Below are 13,896 nucleotides of genomic sequence, written 5' to 3' on the forward strand. Positions count from 1 at the left end.
GTCAAACCCCCATTTTATACGACCGTTCCGCTTACGCTCCCCGCAGCGCGCGGTGGCGGGCGATCTCGGCACGCACGCGCGCCGGCGCGGTGCCGCCGACATGGTCGCGCTGCGCCAGGCTGCCCTCGGGAGAGAGCACCGCGTACACGTCCTCACCGATCAGCGCGCTGAAGCCCTGCAGCACGGAGAGCGGCAACTCGGCGAGATCCACCCCCTGCCCTTCGGCGTGGCGCACCGCCAGCGCGACCACTTCGTGGCTGTCGCGGAACGGCAGGCCCTTCTTCACCAGGTAGTCGGCGAGGTCGGTCGCGGTGGCGAAGCCCTGCAGCACCGCTGCGCGCATCGCCTCGGGCTTGACCGTGATGCCGCGCATCATGTCGGCGTAGATGCGCAAGGTATCGATCAGCGTGTCGACGGTGTCGAACAGCGGCTCCTTGTCTTCCTGGTTGTCCTTGTTGTACGCCAGGGGCTGCGCCTTCATCAGCGTGACGAGCGACACCAGGTGGCCGACCACGCGGCCGGACTTGCCGCGCACCAGCTCGGGCACGTCCGGGTTCTTCTTCTGCGGCATGATGGAGGAGCCGGTGCAGAAGCGGTCGGCGATATCGATGAAGCCGACGCGCGGGCTCATCCACAGGATCAGCTCTTCGGACAGGCGCGAGAGGTGCACCATCACCAGGGACGCGGCAGCAGTGAATTCGATCGCGAAGTCGCGGTCGGACACCGCGTCGAGCGAGTTGTGGCAGACGCTATCGAAGCCCAGCAGCTCGGCGGTGTAAGGGCGGTCGATCAGGAAGGTGGTGCCGGCCAGCGCCGCGGCGCCCAGCGGCAGCCGGTTGACGCGGCGGCGACAGTCGACGAAGCGCTCGGCGTCGCGCGACAGCATCTCGACATAGGCGAGCAGGTGGTGCCCGAAGGTCACCGGCTGCGCGACCTGCAGGTGGGTGAAGCCCGGCATCACGGTGTCGGCGTGCTGCTCGGCCAAGTCGAGCAGGCTGCCCTTCAGTTCGCCGATCAGGCCGCCGATGGTGTCGATCTGCGCACGCAGCCACAACCGGATATCGGTCGCGACCTGGTCGTTGCGGCTGCGGCCGGTGTGCAGGCGCTTGCCGGCGTCGCCGATCTTGTCGGTCAGCCGGCGCTCGATGTTCATGTGCACGTCCTCGAGGTCGAGGCGCCACTCGAAGCGGCCCGCACGGATCTCTTCGACGATCTCGGCCATGCCGCGGCGGATCGCGGCGAGGTCGTCCGCCGACAGCACGCCGGCGCGCGCGAGCATCGCCGCGTGCGCGAGCGAACCTTCGATGTCGAATTCGGCGAGGCGGTAGTCGAAGCCGACCGACGCGGTGTATTTCTTGACGAGTTCGGAGACCGGTTCCGAGAAGCGGCCGGACCAGGCGTGTTGGTCTTGCATGGGGTTTCCCTTGTTGTCGATGCGGTATGGCTAGCCCCATACCATGCCATACGCAAGGAACGGCGGGAAGCGGGCGCGCTCAGATCTGGTAGTCGGCGCCGTTCGACAGGCGTATCCACGCGTCGTTGGCGGACAGGAAGGTACGCCCGGCGAAGCGTGCCTCGCTGCCGGCGCGGCCGAGCACCACGGCGACCGGCCCCTTGATGTCGGAGAGCCAAAGCGTGGTGCCGCGTGCGGCGAGCGCGTCGTCGAGCGCCTCGAGCATCATCAGCGCGGACAAATCGACCCGGTTCACCCCGCTCATGATCAGCACCAGCACCCGCGCGTCGGCGGCGAGCGCGCGCAAGGCCGCGTCGACGTTGCGCGCGTTGCCGAAGTACAGGCTCTCGTCGACGCGCACGAAGCGCACGCCGGGCAGGCGCTCGACGGCAAAGCGCGCGACGTTGCGAAAGTGCTCGCTGCCGGCGATGCGGCCGACCTCGGCGATATGCGGCTTGCCGCTGCCGGCGATCCACGCGCCGAGCGACACCAGAAGGCCCACCACGATGCCGCTGTCGACGCCCAGCAGCAAGACGGCGGCGAAGGTCGCGCCGAACGCGGCGGCGTCGGCGCGCCGGCTGCGCCACGCGCGCGCGAACAGGGAAAAGTCGACCATCCTCCACACCGACGCGACGATGGTCGCCGCCAGCACGGCCAGCGGCAGCCCGGCCAGGGCGCCGGTGGCGAACAGCACGATGGCGAGCATCAGCAACGCACTGACCAGCGACGAGAGCTGGGTATTGGCGCCGGCGTCGGCGTTGACGATGGAGCGGGTCAGCCCGCCGGTGACCGGAAAGCCGCCGGACAGGCCGGCGCCGAGGTTGCACAGCCCGAGCGCCAAGAGCTCGCGGTCCGGGTCCAGCCGCTCGCCGCGCCGTGCCGCCAGCAATTGCGCGACCGACAGGCTCTGCACGGTATTCACCAGCGCGATGAAGAACGCCGGCAACACCAGCTGCGCCAGCTCGGCGAACGACGGCAGCGCGAGCGACGGCGCAGGCAGGCCCGCCGGGATCACGCCGACGACCGCGACGCGGCCGGCCAGATCGAACGCATGCACCGCGAGCGCGCCGCCGGCCAGCGCGGCCACCGGCGCCACACGCTCGGCCAGCGTCGCCCAGAACACCGGCACGCCGGCGCGCGCCAGCGTCTCCGCCAGCGATGCGCGCGCCCAGAGCAGCCACGCGAGCGCCGCGCCGCCCAGCCACAGCGCCGGAGCCGACACGCCCTGTCCGAGCGAGGACGCGAGGCGGGAGAGCTGCGCGGGCAGCGTCGCGCCGCCGCCGGCCACCCCGGCAAGCGGCGCCAGCTGTGAGAGCACGATCATCAGCGCGGACGCGGAAACGAAGCCGGCGAGCACCGGCTGCGACAGGAAGTCGGCGACCAGCCCCAGCCGGAACGCGCCTAGCAGCACCAGCATCAGCCCGGACAGCAGCGCGAGCCAGATAGCGAACAACAGGTACTCGGCGCTGCCGGCCGGCGCGAGGCGGGCCAGGGTCGAGGCGACCAGCAAGGAGGTGACTGCCATCGGCCCGACCGACTGCGCGTGGCTGCGCCCGGCCAGCGCGTAGATGATGAGCGGCGCGAGGCTCGCGTACAGGCCGACCTCGGCCGGCAGGCCGGCGACCAGCGCGTAGGCCAGCGCCTGCGGCACCAACAGCAGGGTGACGACGACGCCGGCGACGAGGTCGCCGGCGAGAAATTCGCGCCGGTAGCCGGCAAGCCAGGGCGGCAGCGGCACGGCGCGCATGTTAACGCTTGCCGCGTTCGAGGAAGGTAAAGAGCGCCATGCCGGCGAGCATGGCGGCGACGAACAGCACACCCTGCGGCACGCCCATGCCCAGGAGCACCAGCGCGGGCCCCGGGCAGATGCCGGCCAGCCCCCAGCCGACGCCGAACAGCAGGCTGCCGCCGATCAGGCGCGGGGTGATCTCGCGGCTGGTCGGCAACTGCATCGCATCTCCCAGCAAGGCGCGCGGCCGCTGCCCGGCCACGCGGAAGGCGACGAGGCCGACGCCGATCGCACCGGCCATCACCAGCGCGAGGCTCGGGTCCCACCGCCCGGCGATGTCGAGAAAGCCGAGCACCTTGGCCGGGTTCGACATGCCGGAGACGATCAGGCCGACGCCGAACACGAGGCCGACGGCGAACGAGGTGAACAGTTTGCGGATGGTCATGGCGCGCTCCTTAGCCCAGCAGGTGACGGACGACGAAGACGGTGGCGAAACCCGCCGCCATGAAGGTCAGCGTCGCGACCAGCGAACGCGGCGACAGCCGCGACAGCCCGCACACGCCGTGGCCGCTGGTGCAGCCGGACGCGTAACGGGTGCCGACACCGACCAAGAGCCCCGCCACCACCAGCGTCAGCGGCGACGCGCTGACCTCGGGCACGGCTAGGCCGCCGGCCAGCAGCGCGTACAGCGCCGGCGCGGCGATCAGCCCCAGCACGAAGGCGAGCCTGAGCGGCCAATCGGCGGCACGCTCGATCAGCCCGCCCAGCATGCCGCTGATGCCGGCGATGCGCCCGAGCAGCAGCACGAAGGCCGCCGCGGCAAGACCGATCAGCACCCCGCCGGCGAGTGCCGAAAAAGGTGTGAACGCTTCAAAGTTGACCTGCATCTGCTTCCCCTTGTCGTGTCGCTGTCATGTTGTTGTCGTGCCGCCGGGCATGCCTCCTCAGGCCGCCGGCTGCAGCTGCCCCTCCGCACCGCAGAAGATGCCGTGCAGGGTGCCGAGGATCGCCAGCGCGTCGGCGCTGGCGACGCTGTAATAGATCCACTTGCCGTCGCGCCGCGTCGACACCAGCTTCTCGTTGCGCAGCACCCCGAGCTGCTGCGACAGCGTGGGCTGGCGGATGCCGGTCAGCCGTTCGAGCTCGGACACCGATTTCTCGCCGTCGACCAGCTGGCACAACAGCAGCAGGCGGTCCTCGTTGGCCAGGCTCTTCAGCAGGGATGTGGCGCGCGCCGCGTTGTCGCGCAAGACATTCAGTTCCATCGTGTCGTCCTCTGTCGTTGTTCGTTCATTATATTTACAGATATATTGACTTGCAATATAGTGGATTCATCCATTCGCCACGGAGTCCCGCCATGCAAGCTTCTGTCCAGGCCTTCTTCGAACCGGTCACCGGCACCGTCAGCTACGTCGTCTACGACCGCGACGGCGGCCACGCCGCCATCGTCGACCCGGTGCTCGACTACGACCCGAAGTCCGGCCGCACCCGCACCACGTCGGCCGAAGCGCTGGTCGGCTTCGTGCGCGAACACAAGCTTGCCGTGCAGTGGATCCTCGAGACGCACGCGCACGCCGACCACCTGTCGGCGGCGGCCTGGCTCAGGCAGCAAGTCGGCGGCAAGGTCGCGATCGGCGAGAAGATCACCGAAGTACAGCGCATCTTCGCTGGCGTGTTCGATCTCGGCGACGATTTCGCGCGCGACGGCAGCCAGTTCGACCACCTGTTCGCCGCCGGCGAGCGCTTCAGCGTCGGCGAGTTGACCGCCGAGGCGCTGTTCGTGCCCGGCCACACCCCGGCCGACATCGCGTACCGCATCGGCGACGCGGTATTCGTCGGCGACACGCTGTTCATGCCGGACGTCGGCAGCGCGCGCTGCGACTTCCCGGGCGGAGATGCTGCCACACTCTACCGTTCGGCCAAAGCGCTGCTCGCCCTGCCCGACACCACCCGCCTCTTCATGTGCCACGACTACCCGCCCGCCGGGCGCGCGCCCAGCTGGGAGACGACGGTCGCCGAACAGCGCCGTGCCAACATCCACCTGAACGACGGCGTCAGCGAAGCCGACTTCGTCGCGCTGCGCGAAGCGCGCGACGCGAAACTGGAGATGCCGGTGCTGATCCTGCCGTCGGTACAGGTGAATATCCGCGCCGGCGAGCTGCCGCCAAAATCAGCCAACGGCGTCGCCTACCTGAAAATTCCGCTCAACCTCATGTAAACTCGGGCGATCTGCAACAACCGGGCGCGTCCGACGCGCCCCCAAGCGATGGACCCCTCACCTCTTCTGCCCGCGCCGCGCCAACTGGTGCACGAGCGCGGGATTCCTGCTTTCGGCATGTACCAGGGCGTGATCCCGCACCTGAACTGGCACAGGCTGCCCCTTTCCCCCCTTGCGCGGCTGACGCGCAAGCTGCACCACAAGCGCTGGCAGTACGCCGCGCTCGCGCACGACGCGTGCTTCGCCGGCGTCGCCGTCGTCGACCTCGGCTGGAGCAGCGCCGCGTTCGCCTGGCTGTTCGACCGGGCCGCAGGCCGCGAGATCGCTGCGTTCTCGGCGACCGGCCTGCCCGGCGGCGCCCGCCTCGACGACACCGCGTTCGGCCACGCAACCTTCCGCTCGCGCGCAGGCCGGATCGCGTTCAGCCGCGACGGCGAGCGCGTCGGCGTCGAGGTCGACAGCCGCACGCTCAAGCTCGCCGCCCACCTCTTGCTTGACGACACCCCGGTGCTCGCCGCGGTCGCGCCGGCCAACTACCTCGCGCACGCCACGCACAAGAGCGGCGGACTCGAGGTGGTCGGCTTCGCCGACGCCGCCGGGCAACGCTTCTCGCTGAACGGCGCCGTCGGCAGCCTCGACGCGTCGAACGGCCTGCTCGCGCGCCGCACCGAATGGCGCTGGGCGAGCGCACACGGCCGGGGCCTGGGCTTCAACCTGCAGGCGGGCTATATGGGCGACGCCGAGAACGCCGTCTGGCTGGACGGCCGGCTGATCCGCGTCGGCGCGGTGCACTTCGACTACGACCAGGCCGACCCGGCCGCGCCGTGGCGGATCAGCAGCGACGACGGCGCGGTCGAGCTCGTGTTCACGCCGGAAGGCCTGCGCCGCGAGGACCGCGACCTGGTGATCGCCGCCAGCCGCTACGTGCAACCGATCGGCACCTTCAGCGGCGTGCTGCGCGACCCGGCAAGCGGCGCGTGCCGCGTCGTCGACCGCCTGTGCGGCGTGACAGAAGACCACCACTCGCGCTGGTAAGCCCGCGCCGCGCCGGTATCCCTACTGCCGGCGCGGACGGGTTCGGTGTACCATCCGCCCCCTGTTCGTGCATTTATTCCAGATACAGGAGACGCGCCGATGCGGCTGATGGACACCCTGCTCTCGCACAACCGCACTTTCGTCGAAAGCCGCGAGTACGAGGCGCTACGCACCGACAAGTTTCCCGGCAAGAACCTGGCGGTGCTCGCGTGCATGGACGCTCGGCTGGTCGAGCTGTTGCCGCGGGCGATGGGCCTGAAGAACGGCGACGCCAAGCTGATCAAGAACGCCGGCGCGATGGTGTCGCACCCGTGGGGCTCGGTGATGCGCAGCCTGATCGTCGCCGTCTACCAGTTGCGCGCCGAGGAAGTGTGCGTGGTCGCCCACCACGACTGCGGCATGGGCGGCATCGACCCGCAGCAGGTGCTCGCCAACGCGTGCGAGCGCGGCGTCAGCGAAGAGACGATCGCCACCTTGCGCGCCGCCGGCATCGACCTCGAAGGCTGGCTGCAGGGCTTTTGCTGCGTCGAGGACAGCGTGCGCCATACGGTGTCGACCATCCGCCAGCACCCCCTGATGCCGCGCGACGTGCCGGTGCACGGGCTGGTGATCGACCCGGCCACCGGCGCGCTGACCGTCGTCGTCGACGGCTACGAGGCAGCATGAAGCGCGTCGGCGTCTACGGCGGCACCTTCGACCCCTTCCACAACGCGCACCTGCGCCTGGCGCGCGCGCTGCGCGACGAGCTCGCGCTCGACGAGGTGAGGCTGATCCCGGCCGGCCGGCCCTACCACCGCGACAGCGGCCCGCACGCCGACGCCGGGCAGCGGCTGGCGATGGTCAGGCTGGGCATCGCGGGCGAAACCGGCCTCACCGCCGACGCGCGCGAAGTGGTAAGCGCGCGCAACGCGTACACGGTCGAGACGCTGGAGGCGCTGCGCGCCGAGCTGGGGCAGAACACCGAACTGTGGTGCCTGATCGGCTCGGACTCGCTCGAACACCTCGATCGCTGGCATCGCTGGCGCGAGCTGTTTGCGCTCGCCAACCTGGCGGTAGCGATCCGCCCGGGCTTCGACGCGGCACGCCTCGCGCCGGCGGTGCGCGCCGAATGGGACGCGCGCCAAGTCTCTGATTTTTCAAACCGAACGCCTTGCGGTACAATCCGCGCCCTGGCGCTGACGCCGGTCGCCCTGTCGGCGACCGAAATCCGGCGGCGTCTGGCCGCCGGCGACGACGTCGCCGACTGCGTGCCCGAGGCCGTCGCGGAGCATATCCGCAGGCTGGGGCTGTACCGCCCCGCATGAACGCTTACCGGGCCGCCGTCGCGGCCCGTGTACTTTTTACCCTGCAGCCCGGCCCAGCCGCTCGGCTGCCGCACCCGGAACCAGGAAAATGGACAATATCCAGGAAATCGTGAAACTCGCCGTCGAGGCGCTCGAAGACGTCAAGGGCAAGGACATCGTCTCGCTCGACACCCGTGAACTGACCTCGCTGTTCCAGCACATGATCGTCGCCACCGGCGACTCCAACCGTCAGGTCAAGGCGCTCGCCAACAGCGTCGCCGTCAAGCTGAAGGAAGCCGGCGTCGACCTGGTCGGCACCGAAGGCCAGGAGTCGGGCGAATGGGTGCTGGTCGACGCCGGCGACGTCGTCGTCCACGTGATGCTGCCCGCCGTGCGCGACTACTACGATCTCGAAGCACTGTGGGGCGGCCAGAAGCCGTCGTTCACCCCGGCCGGTGGCAAGCCGTGGTCGGCGCTGTAAGCCTGTCCCTTGCGGGCCGGCGCAAGCCGGCCCCGTCCGTATACGAAGCATTGCCATGAAAATCACCCTGCTCGCCGTCGGCACCAAGATGCCGCGCTGGGTCGACGAGGCGTTCAACGACTACGCCAAGCGTTTCGGCCGCGACATCAGCTTCGAGCTGAAGGAAATCAAGCCCGAGAAGCGCGGCGGCGGCGTGACCGCCGACAAGGGCATCGCCGCCGAGCATGCGCGCATTGTCGCCGCGCTGCCGGCGCGCTGCCGGCTGGTCGTACTCGACGAGCGCGGCCGCAACTGGACGTCGGTGCAACTGGCCGGGCAACTGAAGGAATGGATGGCCGGCGGCGACGATATCGCCTTCGTCATCGGCGGCGCCGACGGCCTGTCCGACGAGCTGAAAGCACGCGCCGACCTGCTGCTGCAACTGTCCGCGATGACGCTGCCGCACGGCATGGTACGCGTGATGCTGGTCGAGCAGCTGTACCGCGCGCACTCCATCCTCAACAACCACCCCTACCACCGCGAGTAAGCGCTGGCGCGATTTGACATTGGCAAGTCGCCGGCCTGCGCCTAGAATGGCTTTGTTTACAAGGCCTTGCAGAGGTTGTTGTCAATGAAGCGAATTTTCCGCGTTGGTTTGATAGCAACGGCTTTACTCGCCAGCGCCCAGGCTCGTGCCGACCTGTACGGCTACGTCGACGAGTCCGGCCGCATCCACCTGTCGCCCACCCGGGTCGACGACCGCTACCAGCTGTTCCAGAAGAGCCCGCCGGCCGGCTCGACGCCGACGCCGGCCGACTACCTGGCCGACGCGACGCGTCCCGGGCTGGGCGCGACGCAGAGCCAGGACCGCGCCCAGCAGCGTGCCGTCGCCGGCCTGCCCGCCGCCAAGCCGCGCCTCGTCAAGGCCCACATCAGCCAGCCGTACAACAAGATCATCGGCAAGGTCGCGCGCGAGTACCGCCTCGACCCGCAACTGTTGCACGCGATCGTCAGCGTCGAATCCGGCTACGACGCGCTGGCCGTCTCGCCCAAGGGCGCGATCGGCCTGATGCAGATCATCCCGGAAACCGGCGAGCGCTTCGGCCTGCCGGCCAGCGAGCTCTCCAACCCGCACGCCAACGTGCGCACCGGCGCGCGCTACCTGAAGTTCCTGCTGTCCACCTTCAACCACAACCTGCCGCTGGTGATCGCCGCGTACAACGCGGGCGAAGGCGCGGTGCAGAAGTACCGCAACACCATCCCGCCTTACCCGGAGACCCGCGACTACGTCGCCCGCGTGCTCGCCACCTACGAGGCGCGCGGCGGCCGCACGCCGCTGGCAGCCGGCGGCCTCGTCGAGACCGGCAGCCGCGGCCGCGTACACGCGACGCTCGCGCCGCTTTAAGGACGCCGAACGGCAAAAAGGCCGGCGCACGCGCCGGCCTTTTCCTTTTCGGGGTCCTGTGTTCAGCCGGCGAGCAGCTGCGCGAGCGCGCGCAGCGACTGCCACGCGTCACCTGGCTCGGCACCCTTGATCTGGCGGTCGACCTCGGCACAACGGGCGATCGCGTCCATCAGCTTGCGCGGGCCTATCCTGCGTAGCGCCGGCTCGGCGAGCTTCTGCCGCTCGCCCCACAGCTTGAGCTCGCGCTGCATCTCGCGGCTGTTGCGGCCGTCCTTCAGCCCCTGCCGCAGTTTCAGCAGCATGCGCACGTCCTCGGCGAGCGCCCACAACACCAGCACCGGCGCCTCGCCCTCGGCCTGCAAGCCGTCGAGCATGCGCGCGACACGCGCGCCGTCGCCGGACAGCCACGCCGACGACAAATGGAACACGTCGAAGCGCGCGACGTTGGCGACCGCGTCGCGCACTTCGTCGAGCGAGAGTTCGCGCTGCGGGTAGAGCAGCGCGAGCTTGTCGACCTCCTGCCGCGCGGCGAGCAGGTTGCCCTCGACCCGGTCAACGAAGAAGGCCAGCGCGTCGTCGCCTAGGCTCTGCCCCTGCGCCTTCATGCGCCGCGCGATCCACGCCGGCAGCTCGGCACGGCCGACCGCGCGCGCTTCGATCTCGACCGCCGCCTTCTGCAGCGCGACAAACCACTTCGCCTGCAGTTGCGTGCGCTCGAGCTTGGGCAGGATCACCAGCGTCACCGTGTCGTCCGGCGGACGCGCGGCCAGCCGCTGCAGCGCCTCGCCGCCTTCGCTGCCGGGCTTGCCGGTCGGGAGGCGCACCTCGAGCACCTTCAGCGACGCGAACAGCGACACGCTGCTCATCGCGTCGGTCAGCTGCGACCAGTCGAAGCCCGCCTCCACCGTCAGCACCTCGCGTTCGAGGTAGCCGGCACGGCGCGCCGCCGCGCGGATCGCGTCGGCGGCTTCCAGCGCGAGCAGCGCCTCCTCGCCGTGGATCAGGTAGAGGGGCGCAAGCCCGCGTCCAAGCAGGGTGGAGAGCGCCTCAGGGCTTGCGTGCGGCGGCATCGCCCTGCCCGGCCGAAGCCTCGCCCGCCTTCGGCGGCTGGATGAACGACAGGCGGCGTACCAGCATATTGGCCGCCTCGCGCTGCATGGACGCCCACAGCTGCGCCTCTTCCATTTCCTTGCCGAGCACCACGTTTTCCGAGTACGACAGGGTGCGGCGCACGGTCGCGCTCAGGGGCTGAGGCACGTCGGAGCCGGCGAAGGTCAACAGCGCGTGCTGGGTCAGCACCAGCTGGTACTCGTTGACCTTGCCCGCGCGGTTGACGGTCAGCACGTCCTTGCTGGTCTGCGGCGGCATCAGCGCGAGCACCGCCTGCGCGGTCTGCCCCTTGCCGGCCAGCTGCACGCGGCCGTCGCGGCGGATGTCGGCCATCAGCTGCTCGTAGACCGGGCCACTGCCGTCGACGCTCAGGCTGGCAAAGGACAGCGGGCGCAGCGGCTGGCCGACGCCACGCAAATGGAAGCCGCACGCGGCCAGCGACAGCGTCAGCGCGAACAGCGCGCCGTTTCTGCAAAGTCGTCTCATCGATCCCCCTTCAAGGTCAAAAAGGCCGGACAAGCCGGCCTTTCGTTCTGTGTCGTCAGACGACGACGTTCACCAGGCGTCCGGGCACGACGATGACCTTCTTCGCCGGCTTGCCTTCCATGAACTTCTGCACGTTCTCGTGCGCGAGCGCCGCTTGCTCGATCGCCTCGCGCGACGCGTCGGCCGCGACGACGATGCTGCCGCGCAGCTTGCCGCACACCTGCACCATCAGCTCGAGCTCGCTCTTCACCAGCGCGGCCTCGTCAACCGCCGGCCACGCCTGCGCGAGCAACTCGCTGCCCGGGCGCAACTCGTTCCACAGCGCCTCGCCCACGTGCGGGACGATGGGCGCGAGCAGGATCACCGCGGCTTCCAGCACTTCCTGCGCGACGGCACGGCCGGCGTCGCCGGTGCGCGCGGTCTTGTCGTAGGTGTTCAGCAGTTCCATCACCGCGGCGATCGCGGTGTTGAACTGCTGGCGGCGGCCGTAGTCGTCGGCCACTTTCTGGATGGTCGCGTGCAGCTTGTAGCGCAGCTCCTTGAGCGCCGCGTCGAGCTCGCCGCCCTGGTAGGGGGCGACCACGCCGCCGGCGACATGCTCGCCGACCACGCGCCACAGGCGCTTGAGGAAGCGGAACGCACCCTCGACGCCGGCGTCCGACCACTCGAGGCTCTGCTCCGGCGGCGCGGCGAACATCATGAACAGGCGCGCGGTGTCGGCGCCGTACTGCTCGATGAAGGCCTGCGGGTCGACGCCGTTGTTCTTCGACTTCGACATCTTCTCGACGCCGCCGACCGTCACCGGCAGGCCGTCGACGCGGTGCTTGGCGGCGACGATCTTGCCCTTGCCGTCGCGCTCGAGGATGACGTCGGCCGGCGCGATCCAGTCCTTGGAGCCGTTGTCGAGGTCGCGGTAGAAGGTCTCGCACACCACCATGCCCTGGGTGAGCAGGCTCTTGAACGGCTCGTCCGACGACACCAGGCCTTCGTCGCGCATCAGCTTGTGGAAGAAGCGCGCGTACAGGAGGTGCAGGATCGCGTGCTCGATGCCGCCCACGTACTGGTCGACCTGCAGCCAGTAGTCGGCCGCGGCCTTGTCGACCATCGCGGTGTCGCACTTCGGGCTCGCGTAGCGCGCGTAGTACCAGCTCGACTCGACGAAGGTGTCCATGGTGTCGGTTTCGCGCTTGGCCGCGCCGCCGCACTTCGGACAGGTGGTCTCGTAGAATTCCGGCATCTTGGCAAGCGGGCTGCCTGCGCCGTCCGGGATCACGTTCTCCGGCAGTACCACCGGCAGCTGCTCGGCCGGTACCGGCACGTCGCCGCAGCAATCGCAGTGGATGATAGGGATCGGGCAGCCCCAGTAGCGCTGGCGGCTGATGCCCCAGTCGCGCAGGCGGAACTGGGTCTTCTTGGCGCCGGCCGACTTGGCTTCCAGCGCGGACACGATCGCGTCGAACGCGCCCTGGAAGTCCAGGCCGTCGAATGCGCCGCTGTTGAGCGTCGACAGCGAGCCGTCCTTCGCCGCGTACCATTCCTTCCACACCGCCGCGTCGAAATCGTTGTCGCCGGCCTTGGGCGCGTACACCTGCTTGATCGGCAGCGCATACTTGTTGGCGAACTCGAAGTCGCGCTCGTCGTGCGCCGGCACCGCCATCACCGCGCCTTCGCCGTAGCCCCACAGCACGTAGTTGGCGACCCACACCGGCAAGCGTGCGCCGGTCAGCGGGTGGAGCACGGACAGGCCGGTGTCCATGCCCTTCTTCTCCATGGTCGCCACGTCGGCTTCCGCCACCGAGCCGGCCTTGCACTCGGCGATGAAGGCCTGCAGCGCCGGGTTGTTCGCGGCGGCCTGCGTCGCCAGCGGGTGCTCGGCGGCGACCGCGACGTAGGTCGCGCCCATCAGCGTGTCCGGGCGGGTGGTGTACACCTTCATCTCGCCGGCGTGGCCGATGCTCGCCTCGTCGTACGCGAACACTACGTCGGCGCCGAAGCTCTTGCCGATCCAGTTGCGCTGCATGGTCTTGACCTGCTCGGGCCAGCCGTCCAGCGTGTCGAGGCTGGAAAGCAGCTCGTCAGCGTACTTGGTGATCGCGAAGTAATACATCGGGATCTCGCGCTTCTCGACCAAGGCGCCGGAGCGCCAGCCGCGACCGTCGATCACCTGCTCGTTGGCGAGCACGGTCTGGTCGACCGGGTCCCAGTTGACCACGCCGTTCTTCTTGTAGATCACGCCCTTCTCAAAGAGGCGGGTGAACAGCCACTGCTCCCAGCGGTAGTAATCCGGCTTGCAGGTCGCAAGCTCGCGTTCCCAGTCCAGCGCGAAGCCCAGGCTGTCAAGCTGGCCCTTCATGTATTCGATGTTCGCGTAAGTCCACGCGGCCGGCGCGCCGCCGCTCTTCATCGCGGCGTTCTCGGCCGGCAGGCCGAAGGCGTCCCAGCCCATCGGCTGCAGCACGTTGTAGCCCTTGAAGCGCATGAAGCGTGCCAGCGCGTCGGTGATGGTGTAGTTGCGCACATGGCCCATGTGCAGCTTGCCCGACGGGTAGGGGAACATCGACAGGGCGTAGTACTTCGGACGCGCGGTGTCTTCGACGGCACGGAAGGCTGCGGTCGCCTTCCACTTCTGTTGCGCGGCGGTCTCGACCTCGCGCGGGCTGTAGTGTTCTTGCATGACGGTTGCGGCTATCGGATGAGTAGGCAGAATCGGATCATTA

The 13,896-nt window shown here is 69.2% G+C and carries 15 protein-coding genes; 7 read left to right on the forward strand and 8 right to left on the reverse strand.

Features of this window, described 5'->3' with window-relative positions; all coding sequences use genetic code 11:
* Positions 1-31: 31 nt before the first annotated feature.
* The 5 genes from argH to GZH52_RS12725 all read right to left on the reverse strand — a co-directional run bounded on the left by argH (position 32) and on the right by GZH52_RS12725 (position 4,447).
* The gene (gene argH, locus GZH52_RS12705; protein WP_163316829.1) at positions 32-1,414 is read right to left on the reverse strand and encodes an argininosuccinate lyase; all 1,383 of its coding nucleotides are present in this window, start codon (positions 1,412-1,414) and stop codon (positions 32-34) included.
* A 79-nt stretch (positions 1,415-1,493) separates the two neighbouring features.
* Positions 1,494-3,200, reverse strand: coding sequence for a SulP family inorganic anion transporter (locus GZH52_RS12710; RefSeq protein ID WP_163316830.1), 1,707 nt, complete (start codon positions 3,198-3,200; stop codon positions 1,494-1,496).
* Position 3,201: 1 nt separating this feature from the next.
* The gene (locus GZH52_RS12715; RefSeq protein ID WP_163316831.1) at positions 3,202-3,627 is read right to left on the reverse strand and encodes a DUF6691 family protein; all 426 of its coding nucleotides are present in this window, start codon (positions 3,625-3,627) and stop codon (positions 3,202-3,204) included.
* 10 nt (positions 3,628-3,637) lie between these two features.
* On the reverse strand, positions 3,638-4,069 hold the full coding sequence (locus GZH52_RS12720) for a YeeE/YedE family protein (protein WP_163316832.1): 432 nt from the start codon (positions 4,067-4,069) through the stop codon (positions 3,638-3,640).
* Positions 4,070-4,126: 57 nt separating this feature from the next.
* Positions 4,127-4,447: an ArsR/SmtB family transcription factor gene (locus tag GZH52_RS12725; protein ID WP_136554139.1), complete on the reverse strand. Its 321-nt coding sequence runs from the start codon at positions 4,445-4,447 to the stop codon at positions 4,127-4,129.
* Positions 4,448-4,539: 92 nt separating this feature from the next.
* Between GZH52_RS12725 and GZH52_RS12730 the strand changes: the two genes are divergently transcribed.
* The 7 genes from GZH52_RS12730 to GZH52_RS12760 all read left to right on the forward strand — a co-directional run bounded on the left by GZH52_RS12730 (position 4,540) and on the right by GZH52_RS12760 (position 9,583).
* Positions 4,540-5,400 (forward strand): MBL fold metallo-hydrolase, encoded by an 861-nt coding sequence (locus GZH52_RS12730; protein ID WP_163316833.1) that lies wholly within the window; start codon positions 4,540-4,542, stop codon positions 5,398-5,400.
* 48 nt (positions 5,401-5,448) lie between these two features.
* Complete coding sequence (locus GZH52_RS12735) at positions 5,449-6,435, forward strand: DUF2804 domain-containing protein (RefSeq protein ID WP_163316834.1); 987 nt, start codon at positions 5,449-5,451, stop codon at positions 6,433-6,435.
* Between the two features lie 99 nt (positions 6,436-6,534).
* Complete coding sequence (locus tag GZH52_RS12740) at positions 6,535-7,101, forward strand: beta-class carbonic anhydrase (RefSeq protein ID WP_163316835.1); 567 nt, start codon at positions 6,535-6,537, stop codon at positions 7,099-7,101.
* Positions 7,098-7,739 carry a nicotinate-nucleotide adenylyltransferase gene (gene nadD / locus GZH52_RS12745; RefSeq protein WP_163316836.1) on the forward strand — a complete coding sequence of 214 codons (642 nt, stop codon included), beginning with the start codon at positions 7,098-7,100 and terminating at the stop codon, positions 7,737-7,739. Before GZH52_RS12740 ends, nadD begins: the two co-directional genes overlap by 4 nt.
* An 88-nt stretch (positions 7,740-7,827) precedes the next feature.
* Entirely contained in the window at positions 7,828-8,199 is a 372-nt protein-coding gene (gene rsfS / locus GZH52_RS12750) for a ribosome silencing factor (RefSeq protein ID WP_136554129.1), read from the forward strand.
* Between the two features lie 55 nt (positions 8,200-8,254).
* The gene (gene rlmH, locus GZH52_RS12755; RefSeq protein ID WP_163316837.1) at positions 8,255-8,725 is read left to right on the forward strand and encodes a 23S rRNA (pseudouridine(1915)-N(3))-methyltransferase RlmH; all 471 of its coding nucleotides are present in this window, start codon (positions 8,255-8,257) and stop codon (positions 8,723-8,725) included.
* Between the two features lie 84 nt (positions 8,726-8,809).
* Positions 8,810-9,583, forward strand: coding sequence for a lytic transglycosylase domain-containing protein (locus tag GZH52_RS12760; RefSeq protein WP_136554125.1), 774 nt, complete (start codon positions 8,810-8,812; stop codon positions 9,581-9,583).
* 62 nt (positions 9,584-9,645) lie between these two features.
* On the opposite strand, the gene holA is transcribed toward GZH52_RS12760, so the two are convergent.
* The 3 genes from holA to leuS are packed head-to-tail and all read right to left on the reverse strand — an operon-like array spanning position 9,646 to position 13,853.
* Positions 9,646-10,653, reverse strand: a complete 1,008-nt coding sequence (gene holA / locus GZH52_RS12765) for a DNA polymerase III subunit delta (protein WP_163316838.1) — start codon at positions 10,651-10,653, stop codon at positions 9,646-9,648.
* Positions 10,631-11,179, reverse strand: a complete 549-nt coding sequence (locus tag GZH52_RS12770; protein ID WP_136554121.1) for an LPS-assembly lipoprotein LptE — start codon at positions 11,177-11,179, stop codon at positions 10,631-10,633. Before GZH52_RS12770 ends, holA begins: the two co-directional genes overlap by 23 nt.
* A gap of 55 nt (positions 11,180-11,234) precedes the next feature.
* Entirely contained in the window at positions 11,235-13,853 is a 2,619-nt protein-coding gene (gene leuS / locus GZH52_RS12775; protein WP_163316839.1) for a leucine--tRNA ligase, read from the reverse strand.
* Positions 13,854-13,896 lie beyond the last annotated feature (43 nt).

The organism is Crenobacter caeni (genome assembly GCF_010435965.1).
Lineage (GTDB): Bacteria > Pseudomonadota > Gammaproteobacteria > Burkholderiales > Chromobacteriaceae > Craterilacuibacter > Craterilacuibacter caeni.